The organism is Streptomyces atratus, assembly GCF_040655115.1.
GTDB lineage: Bacteria > Actinomycetota > Actinomycetes > Streptomycetales > Streptomycetaceae > Streptomyces > Streptomyces atratus_D.
In genome coordinates this window covers 16,257-38,169 of sequence record NZ_JBFAJH010000014.1, presented here as the reverse complement: position 1 = coordinate 38,169, position 21,913 = coordinate 16,257, and the positions used below count along the sequence as shown (strand labels likewise).

The 21,913-nt window shown below is 69.6% G+C and carries 20 protein-coding genes; 12 read left to right on the top strand and 8 right to left on the bottom strand.

Annotated features, from left to right (window positions below; genetic code table 11):
* The first annotated feature begins 223 nt into the window (after positions 1-223).
* The 4 genes from AB0I23_RS17885 to AB0I23_RS17870 are packed head-to-tail and all read left to right on the top strand — an operon-like array spanning position 224 to position 3,872.
* Entirely contained in the window at positions 224-1,339 is a 1,116-nt protein-coding gene (locus AB0I23_RS17885) for an aliphatic sulfonate ABC transporter substrate-binding protein (RefSeq protein ID WP_359110255.1), read from the top strand.
* Between the two features lie 37 nt (positions 1,340-1,376).
* On the top strand, positions 1,377-2,168 hold the full coding sequence (locus AB0I23_RS17880) for an ABC transporter ATP-binding protein (RefSeq protein ID WP_359110253.1): 792 nt from the start codon (positions 1,377-1,379) through the stop codon (positions 2,166-2,168).
* Entirely contained in the window at positions 2,155-3,075 is a 921-nt protein-coding gene (locus AB0I23_RS17875; RefSeq protein ID WP_359110251.1) for an ABC transporter permease, read from the top strand. The genes AB0I23_RS17880 and AB0I23_RS17875 overlap by 14 nt, the downstream gene beginning before the upstream one ends.
* A 32-nt stretch (positions 3,076-3,107) precedes the next feature.
* Positions 3,108-3,872, top strand: coding sequence for a sirohydrochlorin chelatase (locus tag AB0I23_RS17870; protein WP_359110249.1), 765 nt, complete (start codon positions 3,108-3,110; stop codon positions 3,870-3,872).
* A gap of 380 nt (positions 3,873-4,252) precedes the next feature.
* Here AB0I23_RS17870 and AB0I23_RS17865 read toward each other — a convergent pair whose 3' ends face one another.
* Positions 4,253-4,885 carry a DsbA family protein gene (locus tag AB0I23_RS17865; protein ID WP_359110247.1) on the bottom strand — a complete coding sequence of 211 codons (633 nt, stop codon included), beginning with the start codon at positions 4,883-4,885 and terminating at the stop codon, positions 4,253-4,255.
* 68 nt (positions 4,886-4,953) lie between these two features.
* A complete protein-coding gene (locus AB0I23_RS17860) occupies positions 4,954-5,538 on the bottom strand; it encodes a TIGR03086 family metal-binding protein (protein WP_359110245.1) in 585 nt (194 codons plus the stop codon).
* Positions 5,539-5,910: 372 nt separating this feature from the next.
* On the opposite strand from AB0I23_RS17860, the gene AB0I23_RS17855 reads away from it, so the two are divergent.
* The gene (locus AB0I23_RS17855; RefSeq protein ID WP_359110243.1) at positions 5,911-8,298 is read left to right on the top strand and encodes an MMPL family transporter; all 2,388 of its coding nucleotides are present in this window, start codon (positions 5,911-5,913) and stop codon (positions 8,296-8,298) included.
* A gap of 7 nt (positions 8,299-8,305) precedes the next feature.
* Here AB0I23_RS17855 and mgt read toward each other — a convergent pair whose 3' ends face one another.
* From mgt to AB0I23_RS17835, 4 genes are read right to left on the bottom strand one after another with little or no spacing between them, the layout of a single operon-like run.
* Positions 8,306-9,496, bottom strand: a complete 1,191-nt coding sequence (gene mgt / locus AB0I23_RS17850) for a macrolide-inactivating glycosyltransferase (protein WP_359110242.1) — start codon at positions 9,494-9,496, stop codon at positions 8,306-8,308.
* A gap of 54 nt (positions 9,497-9,550) precedes the next feature.
* Positions 9,551-10,858: an ABC transporter substrate-binding protein gene (locus AB0I23_RS17845; protein ID WP_359110240.1), complete on the bottom strand. Its 1,308-nt coding sequence runs from the start codon at positions 10,856-10,858 to the stop codon at positions 9,551-9,553.
* The gene (locus AB0I23_RS17840) at positions 10,858-11,697 is read right to left on the bottom strand and encodes a carbohydrate ABC transporter permease (RefSeq protein ID WP_359110239.1); all 840 of its coding nucleotides are present in this window, start codon (positions 11,695-11,697) and stop codon (positions 10,858-10,860) included. Before AB0I23_RS17840 ends, AB0I23_RS17845 begins: the two co-directional genes overlap by 1 nt.
* Positions 11,694-12,647, bottom strand: coding sequence for a carbohydrate ABC transporter permease (locus AB0I23_RS17835; RefSeq protein ID WP_359110409.1), 954 nt, complete (start codon positions 12,645-12,647; stop codon positions 11,694-11,696). Before AB0I23_RS17835 ends, AB0I23_RS17840 begins: the two co-directional genes overlap by 4 nt.
* A gap of 132 nt (positions 12,648-12,779) precedes the next feature.
* Between AB0I23_RS17835 and AB0I23_RS17830 the strand changes: the two genes are divergently transcribed.
* The 6 genes from AB0I23_RS17830 to AB0I23_RS17805 all read left to right on the top strand — a co-directional run bounded on the left by AB0I23_RS17830 (position 12,780) and on the right by AB0I23_RS17805 (position 17,158).
* The gene (locus AB0I23_RS17830; RefSeq protein ID WP_359110237.1) at positions 12,780-13,646 is read left to right on the top strand and encodes a phosphotransferase enzyme family protein; all 867 of its coding nucleotides are present in this window, start codon (positions 12,780-12,782) and stop codon (positions 13,644-13,646) included.
* Between the two features lie 143 nt (positions 13,647-13,789).
* A complete protein-coding gene (locus AB0I23_RS17825; protein WP_359110235.1) occupies positions 13,790-14,194 on the top strand; it encodes a hypothetical protein in 405 nt (134 codons plus the stop codon).
* An 11-nt stretch (positions 14,195-14,205) separates the two neighbouring features.
* Positions 14,206-15,519 carry a hypothetical protein gene (locus AB0I23_RS17820; protein WP_359110233.1) on the top strand — a complete coding sequence of 438 codons (1,314 nt, stop codon included), beginning with the start codon at positions 14,206-14,208 and terminating at the stop codon, positions 15,517-15,519.
* 44 nt (positions 15,520-15,563) lie between these two features.
* On the top strand, positions 15,564-16,061 hold the full coding sequence (locus AB0I23_RS17815) for a hypothetical protein (RefSeq protein WP_359110231.1): 498 nt from the start codon (positions 15,564-15,566) through the stop codon (positions 16,059-16,061).
* Between the two features lie 60 nt (positions 16,062-16,121).
* A complete protein-coding gene (locus tag AB0I23_RS17810) occupies positions 16,122-16,634 on the top strand; it encodes a hypothetical protein (RefSeq protein ID WP_359110230.1) in 513 nt (170 codons plus the stop codon).
* Positions 16,635-16,804: 170 nt separating this feature from the next.
* Positions 16,805-17,158, top strand: coding sequence for a DUF4333 domain-containing protein (locus tag AB0I23_RS17805; RefSeq protein WP_359110228.1), 354 nt, complete (start codon positions 16,805-16,807; stop codon positions 17,156-17,158).
* A 104-nt stretch (positions 17,159-17,262) separates the two neighbouring features.
* On the opposite strand, the gene AB0I23_RS17800 is transcribed toward AB0I23_RS17805, so the two are convergent.
* Positions 17,263-17,997, bottom strand: a complete 735-nt coding sequence (locus AB0I23_RS17800) for a 3'-5' exonuclease (RefSeq protein WP_359110226.1) — start codon at positions 17,995-17,997, stop codon at positions 17,263-17,265.
* A gap of 78 nt (positions 17,998-18,075) precedes the next feature.
* Positions 18,076-19,308 (bottom strand): SAV2148 family HEPN domain-containing protein, encoded by a 1,233-nt coding sequence (locus AB0I23_RS17795; RefSeq protein ID WP_359110224.1) that lies wholly within the window; start codon positions 19,306-19,308, stop codon positions 18,076-18,078.
* 377 nt (positions 19,309-19,685) lie between these two features.
* Here AB0I23_RS17795 and glgX point away from each other — a divergent pair, with 377 nt between their 5' ends.
* On the top strand, positions 19,686-21,839 hold the full coding sequence (gene glgX, locus AB0I23_RS17790) for a glycogen debranching protein GlgX (protein WP_359110222.1): 2,154 nt from the start codon (positions 19,686-19,688) through the stop codon (positions 21,837-21,839).
* Positions 21,840-21,913: the final 74 nt, after the last annotated feature.

Below are 21,913 nucleotides of genomic sequence, written 5' to 3'. Positions count from 1 at the left end.
CGTTCGCGAAGGAGGGCGGTCGCATCGGCAGCGGCGCCCTCGGCAGCGGCCAGGGCGGGGTTGCGCGATGTGCGCGATGACGTACGCGCACTGCCTGCGCGCCCGCTTGTACCAACCGCACCGCCTGTACCGCCAGTTCAGACGAAAACATGCCGACTTCCCGGCCGCGTCCCCGTAACCGCCGAGGGACGTGAGCACCGGGCCAACGAGAGGAAAGCCTCCCGTGCCTGCCACCCGTACCACCCTGCGCCGCGGCCTCGCCGCTGCCGCCGCCCTGCCGCTGCTCGCCGTGGCGCTCACCGCATGCGGCTACGGCTCCGCGGCGAAGGACGACGGCACCAAGAAGGCGAACGTCTCCGCCGACGGCAAGAAGCTCTCCGCGGACACCGTGAAGATCGGCTACTTCCCGAACCTCACGCACGCCACCGCCCTGGTCGGCATCCAGGAAGGCATCATCGCCAAGGAGCTCGGGGGCACGACGGTCAAACCGTCGACGTTCAACGCGGGCCCGTCCGAGATCGAGGCGCTCAACGCCGGTTCGATCGACATCGGCTTCATCGGCCCCTCCCCTTCCATCAACGGCTTCACCAAGTCCAAGGGCAAGAGCCTGCGGATCATCGGCGGTGCGGCGTCCGGCGGTGTGAAGCTGGTCGTCGACCCGAAGAAGATCAAGACCCTGGACGACCTCAGGGGCAAGAGGATCGCCACCCCGCAGCTCGGCAACACCCAGGACGTGGCGTTCCTCAACTGGATCTCCGAGAAGGGCTGGAAGGTCGACGCCCAGAGCGGCAAGGGCGACGTCTCCGTGGTCCGCACGGACAACAAGGTGACCCCGGACGCCTACAAGTCCGGTTCCATCGACGGCGCCTGGGTTCCTGAGCCGACCGCGTCCAAGCTGGTCGCGCAGGGCGCGAAGGTGCTCCTCGACGAGTCGACGCTCTGGCCGGACAAGAAGTTCGTGATCACGAACATCATCGTGTCGCAGAAGTTCCTCACGGAGCACCCGGACGTCGTCGAGGCGGTACTGCGCGGTTCGGTCGACACCAACGCGTGGATCAACGCCAACCCGGACGAGGCGAAGGCGTCCGCCAACACGGCGCTCAAGGAGTTGTCCGGCAAGGAGTTGCCGGCCGAGGTCCTCGACCCGGCGTGGAAGTCGATCCAGTTCACCGATGACCCGCTGGCCGCCACGCTCGACACGGAGGCCGAGCACGCGGTGAAGGCGGGCCTGCTGGAGCAGACGGACCTGACGGGCATCTACGACCTGAAGCCGCTGAACAAGATCCTCAAGGCCGCGGGCAGGCCCGAGGCCGCCGACGCCGGTCTCGGCGTCAAGTAGGACCGACCGTTCCAGGATCTCCCAGGAGGTGACGACCATGGCGACGACCACGCTCACCAAGGCCGAGGACCGTACGGCGGTCGGGCACGCCGCCCGTATCGACCATGTCTCGAAGTCCTTCGGCGGACCGGAGGGACAGCAGCTCGTCCTGGACGACATCACGCTCGATGTCGCCCCCGGCGAGTTCGTCACCCTCCTGGGAGCTTCCGGCTGCGGTAAATCAACACTGCTCAACCTGGTGGCCGGACTCGACCGCCCGACCGCGGGGTCCATCGAGACCCCCGGCGGGCGGCCGGCCCTGATGTTCCAGGAGCACGCCCTCTTCCCGTGGCTGACCGCGGGCAAGAACATCGAACTCGCGCTGCGGCTGCGCGGCGTACCCAGGTCCGACCGCCGCCAGGAGGCGGAGCGGCTGCTCGAACTCGTGCGGCTCGGCGGGGCGTACGGGAAGCGGGTGCACGAACTCTCGGGCGGCATGCGGCAGCGGGTGGCGATGGCCCGCGCGCTCGCCCAGGACAGTCAACTGCTGCTGATGGACGAGCCGTTCGCCGCTCTCGACGCCATCACCCGGGATGTACTGCACGACGAGCTGACCCGGATCTGGCACGAGACGAACGTCTCGGTCCTCTTCGTCACGCACAACGTGCGGGAGGCGGTCCGGCTCGCCCAGCGGGTCGTCCTGCTGTCGTCGCGGCCTGGCCGGATCGCCCGGGAGTGGACGGTCGACATCGACCAGCCGCGCCGCATCGAGGACACCGCGGTGGCGGAGCTGTCCGTCGAGATCACCGAACAACTGCGTGGGGAGATCCGCCGACATGGCCAGCACTGACACCACCGCCGAGGACAGCACCGCCGCGTCCGGCTCCGTCAAGGACGCCGCCCAGGACCTGGCCGGGCTGGAGGCGGGGCTCGACGCGCTCGACGCGGTGCGGGTGAGCCGGACCCCGGTGCGCCAGGTGCTGGTGCAGAAGGTCCTGCCGCCGGTCGTGGCCGTCGCGCTGGTGCTCGTCGTCTGGCAGATCCTCATCTGGGCGAAGGTCACCGACGACTACAAGCTGCCGTCGCCGTCGCAGGTCTGGGACGAGGTGACCAACGCCTGGGCGCAGGGCACCTTGCTCGACTACATCTGGACGAGTGTCTCGCGCGGCCTGCTCGGCTTCCTGCTGGCGCTCGTCATCGGTACCCCGCTCGGGCTGCTGGTGGCGCGCGTGAAGGTGGTGCGCGCGGCGATCGGCCCGGTGCTCTCCGGTCTCCAGTCGCTGCCGTCGGTGGCGTGGGTGCCGCCCGCGGTGATCTGGCTGGGGCTCGACGACAGGATGATGTACGCGGTGATCCTGCTGGGCGCCGTCCCGTCGATCGCCAACGGTCTCGTCGCCGGTGTCGACCAGATCCCGCCGCTGCATCTGCGGGCCGGGCAGACGCTGGGGGCCACCGGGCTGCGCGGCACCTGGCACATCGTGCTGCCCGCCTCGCTACCCGGCTATCTGGCGGGTCTGAAGCAGGGCTGGGCTTTCTCCTGGCGCTCGCTGATGGCCGCCGAGATCATCGCCTCCTCGCCCGATCTGGGCGTGGGACTGGGGCAGTTGCTCGAGCAGGGCCGCGAGACCAGCAGCATGTCGATGGTGTTCCTCGCCATCTTCCTGATCCTGATCGTCGGCATCGCCATCGATCTGCTGATCTTCAGCCCACTGGAGCGGTGGGTGCTGCGCAGCCGCGGCCTCCTCGTCAAGAGCTGACCCACGAACCGACCCAGGAACCGAGTACCGTCATGGCTTCCCCCGTTCTTCTCGTCATCGCCCACGGCAGCCGCGATCCGCGGCACGCGGCGACGGTGCACGCGCTCACCGCGCGGGTCCGGGCGCTGCGCCCCGGACTGCGCGTGGAGACCGGCTTCCTGGAATTCAACGCCCCGTCGGTGCCGCGGGTGCTGGAGCGGGCTGCCGCGGAAGGGAGCGGCGAGGTGGTGGCTCTTCCGCTGCTGCTGACCCGGGCCTTCCACGCCAAGACCGACATCCCCGCCGTGCTCCACGCGGCACAGACCCGGCTGCCGCGGCTGCGGATCCGGCAGGCGGAGGTGCTCGGCCCTTCGCCGCTGCTGAACTCCGCCCTGGAACGACGGCTGTACGAAGCCGGGGTCTCCCCCGGCGACCGAAGCTCGACCGGGCTCGTCCTGGCCTCGGCGGGCTCCACGGACCCGGAGGCGATCGCAGTGATCGCTGAAATCGCGCGGGAGCTGCGGCACACCGGTTGGTGCGCCGTGCGGCCTGCGTTCGCCTCCGCTGCATCTCCCGCGGGGTTCCCCCGCACCGAGGACGCGGTACGGGCCCTGCGGGCCTCCGGCGTCGATCGTGTCGCCGTGGCCCCGTACGTCATCGCGCCCGGCCGCCTCCCCGACCGTATCGCCGCGGGCGCCCGGGAGACGGGGGCGGATGTACTGGCCGACGTACTCGGTCCTTCGCGGGAGTTGGCGCGGCTGCTGCTGCGCCGCTACGACGAGGCGTGTGTGCCGCGCTCGGTGGCGCTCACGGCCTGACCCCTGCACGGGCCACACGTCCGGCCGGCTCCGGCCGGGCGCGCCGCGGGATGCGCGGCGCCCGGCCGTTCGGGACGGTCGCTGCCGCGGCTTCGGCCCCGTCCGGCCGCAGCCCTCGTTCGCCGACTGCCGAACGCGATCAGGTACGGACAGGCGGCCTCCGCGTCCGGAGCATCATGAGGAACACTCCTGCGGTCCCGAAAAGGGTGCGGGCCCTCAGAGCCTGTCGGGTGACCTCTGACCGGGCGGCCACGCCCTGGCACGCACGCTTCCCGCGTTGTCGTCGGTCGCCAACGCTCCGCGTTGACTCCCTCCTCCGCCTTGGAATCGCACGCACCAGACCGCGTCCGCCATCCGATCGGAGGTCACCCGACAGGCTCTCAGCCGACGTCGAGGCTGCCGGTGCGGGTGCGCTTGAGCTCGAAGAAGTCCGGGTAGCCGGCCAGCACCCGGAAGCTGTCGAAGAGCCTGCCCGCCTCCTCGCCGCGCGGGGCGGCGCGCAGCACCGGGCCGAACCACACCGTGCCGTCGACATGGATCGTCGGCGTGCCGACATAACCGTCCGCCTCCGGGTCCTTGCCCGCGTCATGGCTGCGCCGCAGCGCTTCGTCGTAGGTGTCCGCGTGCGCGGCACCGGCGAGCGCGGCGGGCAGGCCGAGCTCGGCGAGGGATTCGGCGATCACCTCGTCGAAGTCCTCGTTCTTCTGCTGGTGGATGCGGGTGCCGAAGGCGGTGTAGAGATCCCGGAGCACGCCGTCGCCGTGCTCGGCCGCCGCGGCGACCGCTACCCGTACCGGACCGATCGACTTGTCGACCAGTTCCCGGTACCAGTCGGGCAGTTCATTGCCGGCGTTGTGCAGGTGGAGGCTCATGACATGGAAGCGGAGCTCGATGTCGCGCTGCTGCTCCACCTCCAGCATCCAGCGGGAGGTGATCCAGGCGAACGGGCAGGCGGGGTCGAAGTAGAAGTCGACGACGGCCCGGTCCGTAGGGTGATTCCGATGAGTGGTCATGGCCCGAGCGTAGCCAGACATTGGCATACGGCCACGGGCCAATCAGCATCCGCTCCAGTGGGCCACTTTCAGGCGGCGGTCCACTGCGGATCGCGTCCGCTGCGGGCCAGTGCGCGCGCGAGGACGGGCGCCGATCCGGGCACGTCGACCTCGTCGGCGAAGCCGCCGTACTGCCGGTAGAGCTCGGCGGACCCGTCGACGACGCCGAGGACGTACGCGGCCGCCCCGTCGGAGAGTCTGAACTCCTGACCGGTCGCGCGGGCCACGTCCCAGCTGTGCAGAGCCGTCTCCTCGATGAGCATCCCGGCGATCTCGGCCGCGGGGGAGGACGCATGGCCCAGGTCGATCTCGCCCTCCCAGACGGCCGGGTCCGACCAGGCGGCGACGGCCCGGTCCAGCTGCGCCGCGTACTGTTCGGCCCAGTCGGCGTCGGCGGTGAAGTCACGGGCGGTCAGCTCGTCGGGGAGGGGCGTGCGCCGGGCCCGGTGCTCCAGGCCGTGCGAGGTGTAGAGCACCCAGTGGTTGATCAGTTCCCGCAGATCCCAGTCGCCGCAGGGCGTGGTGGGCGCGGCCAGCTGTTCGGCGCTGATGCCGCGGGCGATACGGGCCGCCTCGGCGGCGCATTCGGTCATATGGGCGTGCTCGGTCGTCATGCACCGGACGGTACGGTCGGCGCCGGCGCCGGTATTGAACAAATGCGACAGCGGCCCGTGCCGGACGTCCGGCTCGCTCAGCCCGCTGCCCTGTCCACGACACGGCGATCTCATGCACCCGGGATCGGCCCGCCTGGGCAAGAGCCGTGGACAGGCGGGGCGAAATCACAAAGACGACGCACGACGCACGACAGCCTTTTACGTGTAAGGGCCTTGGACCGCCCCTCTCAGGGGTCCACCTGGCCCGCAAGGTGGAGAACGGGCCCCGCAGGTTCACCGGCGAGCATGAGGAGACAACTCGATTCCGCCCCTAACATCGGAGCGGCGACGCCGGCAGGGAGCCGAGGTCGGCCACGAGGGGGCAGGTCCGTCATGGGAACAGTGGATTCGGCGCGCACGGGGGCGCCACGCGTACGTGGCATCGCTGCCCGGGCCGGCGGCTGGAGCGCACGGCACCGATGGGCGGCGGTGACCGTATGGGTGCTGTTCGTCGTTCTCGCGATGGGCCTCGGCTCGGCGACCGGCCGGGTCGACGTGAAGGAGAGCGACCAGATGTCCGGCGAGGTGGGCCGGGCCGTGCAGATCACCGAGGACGCCGGGCTGAAGGATCCGGCGGGCGAGACCGTGCTCATCCAGGCCGACAGCCCCTCGGTGACGGCCACTTCACCGAAGTTCCGCTCGGCCGTCGACGCCGTGATGCAGGCGGTCCGGTCCACCGGCGAAGTGACCGCCGTGACCTCTCCGTACTCGACGAAGGCCATCTCGGCGGACGGTCGCAGCGCGCTCGTACAGTTCGAGATGCGGGGGGATCCCGAAACGGCGAAATCGCGCGTCGAACCGGTGCTGAAGGCCGTCGACAAGGTCCAGGGCGAACACGGCGGTCTCGTGATCGAGGAGATCGGCACCGCCAGCATGGGCAAGACCTTCGATGACGCCTTCGGCGACGACTTCCAGCGGGCCGAACTCTCCGCCGTACCGGTCGCCCTGGGCATTCTGCTGATCGCGTTCGGGGCCCTCGTCGCCGCACTGCTGCCGGTGGCTCTGGCCATCACGGCGATCGTCGCGACGATGGGGCTGATGGGCGTGGTCAGCCATCTCCAGCCGATGAGTGAGACGGCGAACTCGGTGATGCTGCTGGTCGGTCTGGCCGTCGGTGTCGACTACTGCCTCTTCTATCTGCGGCGCGAGCGCGAGGAAAGGGCCAAGGGGCGCGACGCCCGGACCGCCCTGATGATCGCTGCGGCAACCAGCGGGCACGCGATCATCGTCTCCGGTGTGACGGTCTGTGTCGCGATGGCGGGCATGCTCTTCACCGGTCTCGCCGAGTTCGAGGCGATGGGGCTCGCCTCGCTCATGGTCGTTGCGGTCGCGATGGTCGGCTCGGTGACGGTCCTTCCCGCCCTGCTCTCGCTGCTCGGCGAGCGGGTCGACAAGGGGCGGGTGCCGTTCCTCAACCGCCTCAAGCAGTCCGCCGGCACCCAGCGGAAGTCGACCGCTCACCACAACGGCCCACAGCCGTCGGCCGTGCAACCGGGGGATCCGAGCGGCGAGAGCCGGGTGTGGCGTGCGGTACTCACATCGGTGCTGCGCCGTCCCTGGACGGCGCTGGTGATCGCGGCGGGCGCACTCACCGCGATTGCACTGCCCGCCGTCGGCATGCACACGCAGAACCTCACCCTGGACCAGCAGTTCGGCAGCTCGCTCCCGATCGTGCGGACGTACGAGCGGCTCAACGCGGCATTCCCCGGCGGCGCCGACCCGGCCCGGGTCGTGGTGAAGGCCGACGACATCAACGCCGCTCCGGTACGTCAGGCGCTCGCCGACTTCCGCGAGCAGGCCGTCGCGTCGGGTGCCTCCAAGGGCCCGGTCGACATGGCGACACACGACGCGGAGAACATCGCGGTCATCGACGTACCACTGGTCGGTGGATCCGATCAGAACAAGGCCGTCAAGAGCCTGGATCTGCTCCGCGACCAGGTGCGCCCGGACACACTCGGCAAGGTCGACGGCGTCGAGGCGCCGATCACCGGTCAGGTCGCGGGGTCGAAGGACTTCAACGACCAGATCGTCGGCGCGGTGGTGCCGGTATTCGCCTTCGTCGTCGCCTTCGCCTTCCTTTTGATGCTGCTCTGCTTCCGTTCACTGACGATCGCGGTGACGTCCATCGTGCTCAACCTGCTGTCGGTGGGCGCCGCGTACGGCATCCTGACCGCCGTCTTCCAGCACGGCTGGGGCGCCTCTCTGGTCGGTGCGGAAGGGGTGGGGGCAATCGTCTCCTGGCTGCCGCTCTTCCTGTTCGTGATCCTCTTCGGGCTCTCGATGGACTACCACGTGTTCGTGGTGTCCCGGATCCGGGAAGCCCGGCTGCAGGGCCGTTCGACCAGGGACGCGATCGCCCACGGCGTGGTGACAACGGCAGGCGTGGTGACCAGCGCGGCGGTCATCATGGTCGCGGTGTTCGCGATCTTCGGCACGCTGTCGATGCAGGCCATGAAGCAGATGGGCGTGGGCCTGGCCGCTGCGGTGCTGATCGACGCGACGATCATTCGCGGGGTGTTGCTGCCGGCCGTCATGGCGCTGCTCGACGAACGCAACTGGTATCTGCCGCAGTGGCTGAGGTGGCTGCCGGACCTGACACACGACGAGTCGGCCGTCGCGGACGGGGTGCGCGACGACCGGGCCCCTGGTGCGATTTCCTCCCCTGCCGTTGGGGCCACGGGGGAGACCCCGGACAGCACGCTCACCGGACAGTCCCGATAATCCCTGCTCAGGCGGGCAGTTCGGCTTCGATGAGGCCGACTGCCCGCTTCGTGCCGCCCTCCCCCGCCATCTGTTCCCGTACCGCCGCCGCCTTCGCCGCCACCGCCGGGTCCCCGGCCAGAGCGAGCACAGCGGTGCGCAGCGCCTCCGGCGTCACCTCCTCCCTCGGCAGATGACGGGCGACGCCCAGCGCCTGGAGCATGTCGGCGTTACCGAACTGATCGACCGCCTGCGGGACGGCGACCATCGGGGTGCCGGTGGCGAGCCCCTCCTGACTGCCGCCCGCACCCGCGTGGGTGATAAACGCGTCCGCCTGCTTGAGCACGGAGAGCTGCGGCACCCAGGAGCGCAGCTCCACATTCGCGGGTACGTCCCCGAGTTCGGCGACGTCGACGAACGCACCGATCTGGAGCACGACATGCCAGCCGGGCAGGTCACCGAATGCCTCGATGCAGTCGCGGTAGAAGGCGGGCTGCCGGGTGAAGGCCGAGCCGAGCGACACCAGCAGCACCTTCCCGGCATCCACGGGCCGCTGCCACTCCCCCTGGTCGGCGCGGTCGCCCAGGCAGGCGCCGACGAAGGTGTGAACCTCGCGGTCCACCCGGTCGGCGTTCGGCTGGAGCACCTCGGGGATCAGAACGACCGACCGGCGCGGTCGGCCGACGAACGGGTCGGGATGCTGCTCGATGCCGTTCTCCGCGAGCCAGTCCGCGAATCGCTTGCGGTACGCCCGCCCGCGCTCACTGCGCATGAGCTCGGCGGTCATCGGCTCGCCGACCTCCTCCTCGTATCCGTCCCAGGCGACCAGGTTGGGCGAGAGGGAGACCGCGGGCACACCCCAGCGGTGGGCGAGGACGCGGGCCGGGTAGGAGGTGATGTCGTGCAGGACGAGGTCCGGCTCGTCCCCGTCGAAGGCCTCGATGAGCTGGGGCAGCGCCTGCACGGCGTCGTCGAGGAACGGCTCCAGGTGGTCGATCGGCTCGGTGCCCCAGTCATCCGGTGAGGTGGGCAGGACCGAGGTGTAGAGAACCGGCTCGGCTCCGGTGGCGGCGACCTTCTCGGCGAAGGACGACGGGATGGCGTAGCTGACGCGGTGTCCACGGCCGACGAGTTCCCGGATGACTTCGAGGCTCGGGTTCACGTGTCCGTGGGCGGCGATCGAGAACATGGCGATGTGGGCACGCCGGGTATCCTTCATGCCCACACACTAAACGAGACGAGACGTCTCGTGCAGCTGGAATTCCTTTTCCTGTCAGCGCTGATAGCGCGCCAGGACCCGGTTCCCGTCGTCGACCAGGCGTTTCTTCAGTTCGTCCCGTCCGATCGCCCCGCTGTAGTACTCCTGGAGTGCGGGCGTGGCGACCTTGTCCTTCCACTCGGGGTAGCCGCGCACCGACTGGGCGGGCGCCGGGCGCAGCCCCTTCGCGAGGGCGGCGCCGGTCGCCCAGCCGTTCTCGGCCGTGTGCAGAGCCGGGTCGGCAAGCGCCGCCCTGCCGGTCGGGAGCATCCAGTCGCCCTGCGCGAGGCGCACCATGTTCTCCGGGCGCAGCAGGAAGTCGATGAACTCCACGGCCGCCTTCTTGTGCGGGCTGGCCTCGGCGACGGAAAGGGTCTGCGGGCTCACCCCCTGGGCGAGCCCGTCGCTGCCCGCGGGGGCGGGCAGCACGGTCCACTCGAAGCCCTTCGGGGCCTGTTCGACGACCTGCTGACGGTAGGAGAAGCCCAGCGGAACCATCGCGTACCGGCCGCCGAACAGCCCCGGAAGGGTGTCGGAGCCGCCCATGCCGAGCGTGGTGCGGGCGGCGCTGTGGTCGGTGTTGACCTGGTCACGAATGGTGCTGAGCATGACCTCGTCACCCTCGTCGAGACGGATGGTCACCTTGCCGTCGGCGCCGCGGTGGAAGAGCCGGCCGCCGCTGGAGACACCCAGGTTGAGAGTGACGGAGACCGGTTCCCGGAGAGGCCAGGCGACCCCGTACGTCGCCTTCCCCTTCCCCCTGCCCGTCAGTTCCTTGGTGACCTGCCGGAATTCGTCCCAGCTCCAGGGCTTCGCAGGGGTCGGGATCCGGACCCCGGAGGCCTTGAGGATCTTGGTGTTGGCAATCAGGACCCGGGGTTCCTGGAGGAACGGCACCCCGTAGACACCGTCGCCGAACGTTGCGGTCCGCCAGCTCTGCTGCGGGATGTCGGTGGCCAGCCGGCCGGGGAGCAACGTACGCAGGTCGGCGAGATAGCCGCCGTACGCGAAGTCGGCGAGGTCGTCGGAGGCGTCGTGGATGACATCCGGCGCCTCGTCACCCTCGAAGGAGGTGAGCAACTGGTCGTGGACGCTGTCCCAGCTGCCCTGGACGTACTCGACCTGGATGTCGGGGTGGCTCACGTTCCACTCCTCGACCAACTGCTTGTTGGCGTCGACGGACTCCTTCTGCCAGGCCAGCGACTGGAAGCGGAGTTTGATCTTTCCGCTGTCGTGCGTTCCGCCGCCGTCACCGCTGCAGCCGGTGAGGAGCAGAGCCAGGACGGTGGCCGCGGCGGCGGCGGTACGTGCGAGTGCGCGCATCAGCTCTTCACCGCCCCGGCCAGCATGCCCCCGGTGATCCGGCGCTGGATGATCGCGAAGAGGACCAGGGAGGGCAGGGTGGCGAGGAATGCGCCGGCGGCGAGCGGCCCGAGTTCGGCCGCGCCCTCCGCGCCGAGAAAGTGGGTGAGTACGACCGGCAAGGTCTGCTTCTCCGGTGTCTTGAGCAGGACGAGTGCGAAGAAGAACTCGTTCCATGCGGTGATGAACGCGAAGAGTGCGGTGGCGACGATGCCGGGGGCCAGCAGCGGGACCGTGACCGAGACGAGTGTCCGCAGTCTTCCGGCGCCGTCGACCGAGGCGGCCTCTTCGAGTTCGGGCGGTACGGCGCGGACGTAGCCGACCAGCATCCACAGCGCGAACGGCAGCGCCCAGACGACGTACACCATGATCAGCCCCCAGAGGGTGTTGATCAGATGCAGATTCTTGAGGATCAGGAAGAGCGGAATGATCAGCAGGACGAAGGGGAACGCCTGGCTGACGACGACCCATCCGGTCGTGGCCGCCGTGAGCCCGGTGCGCTGCCGGGCCATCACATAGGCCAGGGGCGTGGCGATGACGACGGCGATCAGGGCGGCGGAGACCGCGACGACCAGCGAGTTGGCGGCGGCCTGCAGCAACGGCTGTTCGTCGAAGGCCTGCCGGAAGTTGTCCAGGGTCGGATGCTCGGGGATCCAGGTGGGGTGCAGGGAACCCAGTTCACGCGCCGGCTTGAAGGCGGTGGAGATCAGCCAGAGAAACGGGAACGCCAGGAAGACGAGGTACCCCAGGAGCGCGACGTACTGTCCGGCGCGGGCGGATCCGCTGGTCCGGAGACTCACTGGTCCTCGCCTCCCCTGAGCCGGCCGACGAGGTGGACGGCGAGGACCACGGAGATCACCGCGACCATCACACAGCCCATCGCCGCGGCGTAGCCGAACTGGCCGTAGCGGAAGGCTTCCTCGTAGGCGAAGAGCATCGGCAGCCGGGTCCGGCCGCCGGGACCGCCGTTGGTCAGGACGTAGACCAGGGCGAAGGAATTGAAGTTCCAGATGAAGTTGAGCGCGGTGATGGAGAGCGCGACCGGTCTGAGAGCCGGCCAGGTGACGGTACGGAACCGGCGCCAGGCACCCGCGCCGTCCAGGGCGGCCGCCTCGTGGAGTTCGCGCGGGGTGTTCTGGAGCCCGGCCAGAAGCGCGACGGTGGTCTGCGGCATGCCCGCCCAGACACCGACGACGATCACGGCGGGCAGTGCGGTGGCGAGTCCGGTCAGCCAGTCCCGGCCGTCGCCGAGCCCGAGATCGCGGATGGTCTCGTTGAGTACGCCCGCGTCCGGGTTGTAGACCAGCCGCCACATGATGCCGACGACCACTTCGGGCATGGCCCACGGGATGATCGCGAGGGCCCGCGCCAGCCAGCGCATCCGCAGCTTCTGGTTGAGCAGGAGGGCGAGGCCGAGGGCCAGGACGAACTGCGGGACGGTGACGCCGACCGCCCAGACGAGGCCGATCCGGAACGAGTCCCAGAAGAGGGCGTCGTGGAGCAGGTCCTGGAAGTTGAGCCCGCCGACCCACTGGGTGGAGCGGGTGCGGCCCGACTGGGCGTCGGTGAACGCCAGCGCGATGCCGTAGAGCAGCGGGCCGACGCTCAGGATCAGGATCGGGATCAGGGCGGGCAGCACGAGGAACCACGTACCGACGTTCCGGTCGATCCGCGGGGCCGGTCCACCCTGCTGGGACTGTGGGTTTCCGGGCGGGCCATGCCGCCCGGACTGCACCGTTGCGTTCGCCAACGTCACGAATTCGACCCCCTTGCGTCAATGGATCGGTTTCACCCGGATCTGGCCGCTCAGGTTGCCCCCGCCATGGTGCTGACGGTCCGTCGGTTCGTCAAGGTCGCCTGCACAGATGCGAAAATCCGATCCATGAACGAGATGCGTGCGCGCGAGGTGCTGACCGCTGCCGGGCTGTCCGACGGCGCGGAGCTGCTCGCGCTGGGCGAGAACGCGGTGTTCGCCGTCGGCGGTCTGGTGGTCAAGGTCGGCCGGAACGCTGTGCAGAACCCCGAACTGCTGGCCCGGGCCGAGCGCGAGGTGGCCGTCGCCGAGTGGCTGGCCGCCTCAGGGGTCCCCGCCGTACGGGCCGCTGAGCCCCGGGCGCGGCTGGTGGAGGGCCACCCGGTGACGCTCTGGCACCGGCTGCCCGATGCCGTACGCCCAGCCGAGCCGCAGGATCTGGCGCGGCTGCTCACCCTGGTCCACGCGCTGCCCGCGCCGGACGGGTTCACCCTTCCCCGCCGTGAGCTGCTGGGCGGGGTCGAGCGCTGGCTGCGGCTCGCGGGCGATGCGGTCGACCCGGCCGACGCCGACTATCTGCGTGAGCGCCGCGACGGCTTCGCGACGGCCGCGGCCGCGCTGGTCCCTCATCTGCCGCCCGGTCCGATCCATGGCGATGCCCTCCCCCGTAATGTCCACGTCGGCCCGGACGGGCCGGTGCTGGTCGATCTGGAGACCTTCTCCGCCGATCTGCGTGAGCACGACCTGGTGGTACTCGCGCTGTCCCGGGACCGGTACGGGCTGGCGGCCGAGGCGTACGACGCCTTCACCGCCGCGTACGGCTGGGATGTCCGCGAATGGGACGGCTGTGCGGTACTGCGCGGGGCGCGGGAGACGGCCAGCTGCGCCTGGGTGTCCCAGCACGCGCCGACGAACCCCAAGGCGCTGACGGAATTCCGCCGCCGGGTGGCGTCACTGCGTGAGGACGACCCCGAGGTGCGCTGGTACCCCTTCTGAACGTCCCTGTCTCCACGTGCACTTGTGCCGGCGGGGCGTGTGGCGCCGAGGACCGAGGGTGCGGCTACGGTGCCCGACGATCCTTCCGTACCATGCCTGTTGGCCGTGAAGCGGACGACGTGCGATTGCAACGGGGATTATCCATGGGATCCGAAGATGGTGGCGAGCAGAAGCTTGCGAGCTCGCCGAGCGACAAGAAGCGCGCAACGAAGTACATGGAAGAACACCTGATGCCCGACACCCAGGCAGCCGCCCGCATGGCGGCCGGCGGTGGAGCGGTGCGGCCGCCCTTCCTCGCCCCGACGGCCCCCGCGAGCCCCCTGCTGAAGCAGGACACCGGGCTGAAGGGGCTCTCCGGCTGGGCTTCGGACCAGGGTGTCTCCGATGCACTGCTCGCCTGGCAGGGGCAGTCGAACCGGCTGATGGGGCGGTTGCAGCAAGAGCTGAGCGCGCTGAACGGCACGCAGACCATCTTCCAGAACCAGGACCTCGCCGCCGGCGCTCAGGCGGACTCCATACGGCTCCCCAGCAGCTTCGACGGGATGTGACGGAAGCAGCCATGACGCTGAACTACCACGACGTGGTGACGGCCGACCTGTCTTCCTTCACGGACGTGTCCGAGGCGTGGAAGAAGATGGGCGAGCGCTTCGGTGAGCTGAAGACCAACTATGAGAAGCACGTGCAGGGCGTGCTGGGCAACGGGAACTGGCAGGGGCAGGCCTTCGGCGCACAGCAGCACAACGCCTCGGCAACAAGCTTCGAGTACGGGGCGGCCAAGACGGAGGCGCTGGCCATCGCCAGTCTTCTCACGGACGCGAAGACCGAGCTGACCCGCCTTCAGAAGGCGGTCACGGACCTGGTCGAGGACGCCGAGAAGAAGGACTACAAGGTCGACGGCTCCGGCAATGCGACGTATGCCGGATACGACAACCTCTCCGAGCAGGAGCGGTACGCCCTCCACCACGACCCCGACTACCCCCGGCTGATAGCCGACGCCCGCGAGAAGGCGCAAGGCTGGACCGACGAGATCGCCAAGGCGGTCAAGGCCGTCGACGCCGCCGACCAGAGCGTGAAGCGGGCGCTGACCCGCGCGACGAGCGATGTCTCGATGGACGGTATCGGGATCGGCGGGTTCAACACCGAGGCCGAGGGCGACCTCTCGAAGGCCGGCAAGCCGGACCCCGAGCCCGGCAAGAAGACCGGTGGGTGGGTCTCCAAGACCGAGAGCGAGGCCTCCGGCCCCGGTGTCGGGACATCGGTCACGGGGCCCGACACCGGGGCCGGGAAGCTGGGCGAGGCCGAGGCGCACGCCGACCTCGGCCGCGCGAGCGCGGAGGGCACGCTCACCAACGGCCCGTTCAGCCTGGCCGGAGGGGCCGAAGCCTATGCGGGCGCCAAGGGCTCCGCGGCCGCCGGCATCACCAACGAGGGCGCCCAGGCAGAGGCCGGCGCTTTCGCGGGCGGCGAAGCCTCGGCCAAGGGGCGGGCCGACCTCGGCCCCGTCGGGGTGTACGGGCGGGCGGAGGCCACGGCGGGCGCCGAGGCCGGTGTCAACGCGGGGGCAGGTCTCGATGGTGTGCAACTGGGTGCCGAGGCGTTCGCCGGTGCGAAGGGCGGCGTATCCGCGGGTGCGGACATCGCCGGAATCGGAGCGGGTGTCACGGCCGAGGGGTGGGCCGGTCCCGGCGCGGAGGCAAGCCTGAACGCCAACAAGGACGCCAACGGCACATGGCACCTCGGCGCCAAAGTGGGCGTCTCCCCTATCCTCGGTGGCAGCGTGGGCTTCGAGTTCACCGTCGACCCGGGGAAGATCGTCGACACCGCGGGCGATGCGGCCGGGGCGGTCGGCGATGCGATCGGCAGCCTGTTCTGACGCAGACTCCCGCACACCCACTGCCGTAGTAAGGAGAGGCCGAGATGGCCACGACCCTGCCCGTACCGATCGCGTTCGAACTGCCTGATGGCTGGCGCGCCACACCGCCGGACGCAGTGGGCGCGCAGGGCGCGGCATTCGTCGCGCTGCACCCGCAACCGGATACCGGATTCACCGCGAACATCACGATCGACGGCGATTTCCGCTCGGACGCGGCGACGCTCCCCGAGATCGCCGACGAGTCCGTGGAACACCTGCGCCAAGGCGCCGCGTCGGTCGAGGTGGCCGAACGCCGCGAGGTCGGCTCCGCGGACGCGCCCGGCCTCACGCAGACCCTGACCATCTCGGCCGTCGCCGGGGGTGTGCTCCGCGACCTCGTCCAGTCGCAGGTCTACCTCTCCATGCTCGACGTCGCGGATCCGCGCAGGCGGGCGGTGATCCGCCTGATCCTGACGGTGACCGCGTCCCAGCACCCCGCCGTCCTGGAAGACTTCCGGGATTTCGTGCGCACAGTCCGCCCGGACATCGGCGCGACTTCGTAGCACGTCCCGTGGAAACGGCCTGCCTTGCACCGACAATCCGACCCCTCATAGGTTGACTTCATGGGACTCTTCGACAAGCTCACCGGAACCAAGCGCCCCGACGACGGTGTCGCGCCACGATCGGCCGAGGAGCTGCGGACAGCCCTGCTCAGCCTCAACCGGCCCGATGTCCCGTACGTCATCCGCGACGGCGCCGAGGATGACGCCGACCTGGTGGCGGAGTGGCGGATGGCGGAGCCCGCCTGGCAGGCCCTCTTCGTCGAGTCCCAGCTGACCCGCGCCGTCCGGATCCGGATGCGCCTGGTCGAGGAGGACCACGAGGTGCGCGCCCTCGAGGAGCAGTGGGAGGTCACCAGGGTCGGGAATCCGCCGAGGCTCCAGATTTCGTCGGAGTACTCACGCGGACCGGACAGGACCGTCTCCCGCCACTGGACGATCGAACGCGGGGACAGCGGCAGCCTCGAAGCGACGGAGACCTTCCGCTTCGACGGCGCGGATCTGCGCAACCCCCTGCGGAACGCCGCGCTCAAGTCGGGCTGGACCTGGCGCGGAGTGGTCTTCGGCAAGCTGTGAGAACGGCGGGACCCGGACTCGCCGCCGAGGTCCGGGGCAGATAGCCGGACAGGGCCGGCTCGGCCTGATCCCACCGGGTACCGGGTCCACGCGAGCAACCTGCCCGGAGCATCTCACCACGTATGCTTCCGGCGACTTCTTTTCTTGATCACCAGGAACGGAGCACCACCATGCGCATAGCCCGATTGTCCACAGCAGCCTGGAGCCTCTCGGCCGTGGCCGTCGGTGTGCTGCTCGTCGGCTGTTCGGGATCGGTCAGTGCCGGAACGTCGAAGCCGCAACTCTCCGCGGACAAGCTGGCCGCCTCGGTCGCCGAGAAACTCGCCACCACGACGGGCCGGCCGAAGCCGGACATCACGTGTCCCGAGGACCTCGTCGGGAAGGTCGGCGAGACCACCCGTTGCACGCTTACGGCGAACGACGGCAGCACCTTGGGCGTTACGGTCACCGTCACCTCCGTGGACGGAGATCAGATCCAGTACGACTTCGAGGCCGACAAGACGGCTTCACCGGCTCCGAACTGACGACCGAGCCTTTCGCGGACCGTCCGCCATGGGCAGATCGGCACGGTCACCGGGAGACCGTCGGCTTCGGGGCGCTGCGGAGGCAGGCCTTCCACTGCGTCGGGTCACCCTCTCCCGCCCGCGGGTTCCCGCCTCCGGGGGATGAGCGGCCAGGCCGGTTCGACGACTGCCGCCGGATCCGTGGTACGCCGCAGGTAGGCCTGCAGGGAGAGCGACTGCTCGGCTGCCGCGCGGACCTGAAGACCGTGCAGATCCTCCAACGGCATCACGCCTACGGGCTGATGCTTCTCCCCCATGCGCCGCACCACACGGGCAGCGGCCACTGCGTCCGCCCTCGCGTCGTGAGCGTCGTCGAGCGGCACCCCGTAGTGAGCACACAGCGCGTGGAGGGCCCGCTTCCCCTTCCGGTACTTGTCGACATGCTTGTCGACCACCAACGGATCGATGACGGGCGACGGTGTTGCGCCCAGCCGCTCGCTGACCGACTCGACCGCGTACCTCCGGCACTCACGGTCGAGCAGCGACAGGTCATAGCGTGCGTTCATCACCACCAGAGGCGTCCCGGAGCGCAGCCCGTCGGCGACGGCCCGGGTGATCTCCTCGATCGCGGAAGCAGCCGGCACCCCGTGCTCACGGGCGCGTTCCGTCGAGATGCCGTGGATCGCCGAAGCCTGCTCGGGTATGGCCACACCGGGATCCAGCAGCCAGGTCCGCTCCTCCGAGACGACTCCGTCCGCTTCGAGCCGCACGACCGCCGCTGTCACGATGCGGTCGTTCTCGACGTCCGTGCCCGTGGTCTCCAGGTCGAACGCCGACAACGGCCCATTGATCCAGCTCATCCCATACCTCCTTCTGTGATGCTTTCCCCCAGGTGCCGACCACCTTCGCACGCACCACTGACAACGCAGGAAGGGGCGTCAGGACACCGGCCGGGAGTCCGTCCACACGGACTCGAACTCCTCGCGGTACGTCTCGAAGAGCCCGTGCTCGTTGTCCTGACCCGCCCGGACCACCGCCCGGCCCCCGCCCCGCAGCACCAGCACGGGCGCCTCCATGCCGCGTGCGCGCCGCAGATAGGGCTGGACGACGCCCACCGCGTCCGCCCCGTCGCCGTCCACCAGATAGGCCGTGAAGCGCGGCGTCTCGTCGAAGACGTGGATCTCGAACGCGCCCGGATCGCGGAGTTTGGAGCGGACCCGGCGCATGTGGAGGATGTTCATCTCCACCGACCGGCTCAGCTCGCCCTTCTTGAGCCCGAGTTCCCGCTCACGCCGCTTGACCGCGCTGCTCGCCGGGTTGATGAACAGCAGTCGGATCCGGCAGCCCGATTCGGCGAGCCGGACCAGCCGGCGGCCGGAGAAGTTCTGCACCAGCAGATTGAGGCCTATGCCGATCGCGTCGAGGCGGCGCGCGCCGCCGAAGAGGTCCTCGGCGGGCAGCTGGCGCTGCAGCCGGACCCGGTCGGAGTGGACGGAGACCACATCCGCGTACCGGTCGCCGACCAGTTCCTCCACCGCGTCGACCGGCAGCCGGTCCGCGGACGGCACCGCGGCGCCGCTGCCGAGAATCTCCAGAAGGCGCGCCGAGGCGCGCTCGGCCTGGGCGAGGACCGCCTCGTTCAGCGCCCGGTTGCGGGAGACGACATTGCGGGCGACCTCCAGTTCGTCGAGCGCCAGCTCGACATCGCGCCGGTCGTCGAAGTAGGGCTCGAAACAGGGCCAGTGCTGGACCATCAGCTCCCGCAGTTGCGGGAGCGTGAGGAAGCTGAGCACGTTGTCGTCGGCCGGGTCGAGCAGATAACCCTTGCGGCGGGAGACCTCGCGCACGGCGACGGCGCGCTGCACCCATTCCTGTCCGGCGGGCCCCGCGGCAGCCACCACCCAGTCCTCGCCGTGCACCGGCTCGTAGATCGGCCGCAGCACCGCGGCGACCACGGAGCGCAGCCGCTGTTCCACGAGATTCAGCCAGATATAGGCGCGCCCGGCCCGCTGGGCCCTGGTCCGGACCTCGCTCCAGGCGTCCGCGCCCCAGCCCAGTTCGGCGCCGATCTCCATGGGCTGCGCAAGCGATACCGCCCCGGGCGGGGCGTCGACGGATTCCCCCTCGTGACCTGGGTCACCTGGGGGCAGCTCGAACCCACCCGAGCTCAACCGCGCACCGCCTTCCGCTCCCCCACCAACGATCAAGGAAGGGTACTCCGGGAGCGGGATCCGGTGCAGCCGGATGCACAGGCTCCTTTCTCAACTCCCCCTGCGCCAGGCGTGTTCCCTGCGGCAAGATCTGCCGTAGTGAGCCGATTCATAGTGGTTGAGCACCCCGTCAGGGGCCGCATTCCGGACGTGTGCCCCGGTCAGGTTCCCGGATTCCGGTTCCGGGCGACACGGAGTGCCCGATGTTGACCGGTCCGGCGGACGTCGCCGACCGGACCGGGCGACGTCCTAGGTGCGGGGCACTCTTTCGGGGAAGATCTGGCCGGTCGGTCCCAAGTGCCCCCAGCACCCGGATCAGAAGTGGAAGAGTCATATCTATGCAGGTCTGGCCGGGACAGGCGTATCCCCTCGGTGCCACGTACGACGGCGTCGGCACCAACTTCGCGGTCTTCTCGGAGGCCGCCGACCGAATCGAGTTGTGCCTGCTGCACGACGACGGCTCCGAGACGGCGGTGGAGCTGAGGGAGACCGATGCCTTCGTCCGCCATGCCTATCTGCCCGGGGTGATGCCCGGTCAGCGATACGGATTCCGGGTGCACGGGCCGTACGAGCCGCAGCGCGGAGCCCGCTGCAACTCGGCGAAACTGCTCCTCGACCCGTACGCGCGGGCGGTCTCCGGGCAGATCCGGTGGGGCGAGGCGGTATACGGCTATCCGTTCGGCCGGCCCGACGCGCGCAACGATCTGGACTCGGCGCCGCACACCATGAGCTCGGTGGTCGTCAACCCGTACTTCGACTGGGGCGACGACCGGCGGCCCCGTACGGACTACCACCGCACGGTGATCTACGAGGCCCATGTGAAGGGTCTGACGATGCTCCATCCGGGGCTGCCGAAGGAGCTGCGCGGTACGTACGCGGCGCTGGCGCATCCGGAAGTCATCGCGCATCTGACGGAACTCGGGGTCACGGCGATCGAGCTGATGCCGGTGCATCAGTTCGTCCAGGACCACCGGTTGGTGGACGCGGGACTCGCCAACTACTGGGGCTACAACACCATCGGTTTTTTCGCCCCGCACAACGCCTACGCCTCCCGCGGCGACCGCGGAGAGCAGGTGAGCGAGTTCAAACAGGCCGTACGGGCCCTGCACCAGGCGGGCGTCGAGGTCATCCTCGACGTGGTCTACAACCACACCGCGGAGGGCAACCACCTGGGACCGACGCTCTCCTTCCGGGGACTCGACAACGCCTCGTACTACCGTCTCGCGGACGATCAGCAGTACTACATGGACACCACGGGCACCGGGAACTCGCTGCTGATGAGGTCCCCTCACGTGCTGCAGCTGATCATGGACTCGCTGCGGTACTGGGTGACCGAGATGCATGTGGACGGCTTCCGCTTCGATCTCGCGGCCACGCTGGCCCGGCAGTTCCACGAGGTGGACCGGCTGTCGTCGTTCTTCGACCTGGTGCAGCAGGACCCGGTGGTCAGCCAGGTGAAACTGATCGCCGAGCCGTGGGACGTGGGCGAGGGCGGCTATCAGGTGGGCAACTTCCCTCCGCTGTGGACCGAGTGGAACGGCAAGTACCGGGACACGGTCCGGGACCTGTGGCGGGGTGAACCGCGGACCCTCGCCGAGTTCGCGGGGCGCCTGACGGGGTCCTCGGACCTGTACCAGGACGACGGCCGCCGCCCGCTCGCCTCGATCAACTTCGCCACCTGCCACGACGGCTTCACGCTGCACGACCTGGTCTCGTACAACGACAAGCACAACGACGCGAACGGCGAGGACAACCAGGACGGTGAGAGCCACAACCGGTCGTGGAACTGCGGCGCGGAGGGCGAGACGGACCAGCCGGAGGTGCTGGAGCTGCGCGAGCGGCAGATGCGGAACTTCGTCGCCACACTGATGCTGTCCCAGGGAGTCCCGATGCTGAGTCACGGCGACGAGTTCGCCCGGACGCAGTACGGCAACAACAACGCGTACTGCCAGGACAACGAGCTGTCGTGGGTGCACTGGCCGGAGCCTCGCAAAGCCGGTACGGAGGACGACGAGGGGGACGGTCAGGAGCCCCGCAGCAGCCTGCTGGAGTTCACCCGGGCGATGGTCTGGCTCCGCCGCGACCACCCGGTCTTCCGGCGCCGCCGGTTCTTCCACGGGCGGCCGGTGGAGGGCACGCACAACGAGCTGACGGACATCGCCTGGTTCACGCCCGAGGGCAGTGAGATGACACAGCGGGACTGGCAGGCGGCGCACGCCAAGGCACTGACGGTCTTCCTGAACGGGCACGCCATCTCGGAGCCGGGCCCGCGGGGCGAGCGGATCTCCGACGACTCGTTCCTGCTGATGTTCAACGCGAGCGCCGACACGCTGGAATTCGCCGTTCCGGTGAACCATGGCCGGCAGTGGTCGGTGGTGGTCGACACGGCCCGCCCGGACGGGGTGCAACCGGGAGCGGGCCCGAAGGTCTCCGCGGGTGACCGGGTGAAGCTGGTGGGGCGGAGCATGGCGGTGCTGCAGCGGCCGGCGTAGTCGTCGGGGCAGCACGCCCAGGGAGGCGACCCCTCGTCCGGATGGATCGTCCGGATGCCGTGTCACAGTCGGCT